Consider the following 2,451-nt stretch of genomic DNA (forward strand, 5'->3'; position numbering starts at 1 on the left):
GCTGCTCGGTGGCGGCGCGGTCGAGGTGGTAGTGCTGGTTGCAGAACTCGCAGTCGACATCGATGCCGCCGCGCTCGGCCAGCAGGCTCTCGATTTCGGCCCATCCGAGCCCCATCAGGGTCGCCAGCACGCGGTCGCTGGAACACGAACAGCCAAACGCGATGTCCTGCGCCGCCAGCAGGCGCATGTCCTGGTCGGCGAACAGGCGACCGAGCAGGGCCTGCGGCGAGAGCGTGAGCAGTTCCTGTGGACGCGCGGTTCCGGCCAGTGCGGCCACGTGGTCCCACTGCGCGTCCGCCTGCGGGCCGCTCGCCGCCGGCAGGCGCTGGATCAGCAGGCCGGCGGCCCGCGTCGCGTCGGCGGCCAGCACGATGTGTCCGGGCAACTGCTCGGAACTGGCGAAGTAGCTCTCGAGCGTGGCGGCCACGCCGTCGGCCAGTTCGACGATGCCCTGATACCGCCGCCCGCCGCCGCGTGGATCGAGCGTGATCACCAGCCGCCCGTCGCCGAGCAGGCGATGCCAGTCACTGCCCAGCAGCGGCTCGCCCCAACGCGCCAGCGCCCGCACCGTGTGTCCGCCACGGCTGTCCGCCACCAGCAGGCGCAGCGGGCCATCGCCACGCAGCTCGACGATCACCTGGCCCTCACTCTTGAGGTTGGCACCCAGCAGCGCCGTCCCGGCCAGCACCTGGCCGAGCAGATCGCGCACCGCGGTCGGATAAATGTGCCGCGATTGCACGTCCTCCCAGCTGCGCTCGAGCTGCACGAGCAGCCCTCGCGCCGGTGCCTGGGCGAACGTGAACCGGTGCAGGGTATCGCTGGACATGCTCAAAAACTGTTGTGAACAACCCGCCGCGCCGCGTCCGGGCACGTCGGGTGAAGGCAGAAGGGCCGACCAGTATAGCCGCCTACCGCACCGCGATCGCTGGCGGTGTGCCGGCGCCCTGTCGGCCCCCACGGCCGCCCATCACAGCGCCGACGTGCAGTGCGGACACCGCGTGGCGGCGAGCGGAATGCTGGTGCAGCAGTGCGGGCAGTCCTTGGTGGTCGGCGCTGCCGGCTCCTCGGCCCGCTTCATTCGGTTCAGGTTGCGGATCAACACGAACACGGCCAGCGCCACGATGACGAAGCTGACCACCGTGTTGATGAACAGGCCGTAGTTGAGTGTTACCGCGCCGGCCTCCTGAGCCGCCGCCAGCGTTGCGTAGGGGCCCGCCACATTACCCTCGCTGAGCACCACGAACAGCTCGGCAAAATCGACGTTGCCGAGCAGCATGCCGACCGGCGGCATCAGCAGATCGGACACCAATGACTTGACGACGGCGCCAAACGCCGCGCCGATGATGATGCCCACCGCCATGTCGACGACATTGCCGCGCATGGCGAACTCGCGAAACTCCTTCAGCATGTGCTCACCCTCCCTCGCCCTGACCGGGTTGACGGCACGGCGGTGCATCGCCGGCCGTACACTGGACGCTACTTCAGTTGTTCCGCGCGGGCAAACAAAAAACGCACTCCATGGGTCGCGCCCAGGCCGACTGCCTTGCCTTGGTGCAACAAAATTCGCGATCGCACCAATACGGTGCGCACTCACGCCATTAGCCTTCGTTTATGGGGGCGAATCCAGCCTGATTGCATGGCACGGGGTTTGCAAATAGAATTCGCGGCCCTTTGTGTTCCGGATGGCTTTTCCGTGGAGCAAAGGAACTGTAAATCAGGCAATTGCGAATGCAATCGGAGATAAATTCATGATGAAGAATGCCATCCTGACCTCGTTGGCAGCGGCTGGACTGCTTGCCGCAGGCGCCGTCAGCGCCGAAATCAGCGGCAACGTGGGCCTTACCAGCGACTACGTGTTCCGCGGCATCAGCCAGACCGATGAGAAGCCGGCCATCCAGGGCGGTTTCGACTATTCCCACGACAGCGGCGTTTATGCCGGCGTGTGGGCTTCCAACGTGGACTTCGAAGACGGTGACGAGGCCGAGATCGAAATCGATCTGTACGGCGGCCTGACCGGCGAAGTCGGTGACCTGGGCTGGCAGTTCGGTGCCATCTACTACAACTACCCGGGCGTGGCGGACAGCGCCAACCTGAAGTACGACTACTGGGAAGTCGGCCCGACCCTGAGCTACCCGCTGGGTCCGGTCAGCGCCAGCCTGATGGTGCTGTGGAGCCCGAACTTCTTCGGCGAGACCGGCAAGGGTCTGTACACCGAAGTGGGTCTGTCGGCGCCGGTCGGCCAGTTCGAGATCGGCGGCACCTTCGGCCACCAGGACATCGAGCGCAATGCCAAGTGGGGCACCCCGGACTACAACAACTGGAGCCTGTACGTGGCCACCAGCCTGGCCGGCGTGGACCTGAAGCTGGCCTACACCGACACCGAGCTGAGCAACAACGAATGCTTCGGTGGTTCCGAGTGGTGTGAAGGCCGCGCCGTGTTCAGCATCGGCA

Annotated in this window: 3 protein-coding genes; 1 reads left to right on the top strand and 2 read right to left on the bottom strand. The window is 65.9% G+C overall.

All coding sequences use genetic code 11. The annotated features are described in order from the left end of the window. On the bottom strand, positions 1 to 826 hold an 826-nt coding region (locus tag ABYX71_RS11545; protein WP_372696641.1), incomplete at its 3' end, for an Hsp33 family molecular chaperone HslO. A gap of 141 nt (positions 827 to 967) precedes the next feature. Further along, positions 968 to 1,408, bottom strand: coding sequence for a large-conductance mechanosensitive channel protein MscL (gene mscL, locus ABYX71_RS11550; RefSeq protein WP_372696642.1), 441 nt, complete (start codon positions 1,406 to 1,408; stop codon positions 968 to 970). A gap of 340 nt (positions 1,409 to 1,748) precedes the next feature. Here mscL and ABYX71_RS11555 point away from each other — a divergent pair. Beyond that, the coding region (locus tag ABYX71_RS11555; RefSeq protein WP_372696643.1) for a TorF family putative porin at positions 1,749 to 2,451 on the top strand (703 nt) is incomplete at its 3' end.

Source organism: Immundisolibacter sp., assembly GCF_041625615.1.
GTDB lineage: Bacteria > Pseudomonadota > Gammaproteobacteria > Immundisolibacterales > Immundisolibacteraceae > Immundisolibacter.

Coding starts and splice junctions, on each gene's coding strand:
- mscL (WP_372696642.1), bottom strand. CDS start 1,408: ATGCTGAAGGAGTTTCGCGAGTTCGCCATGCGCGGCAATGTCGTCGAC.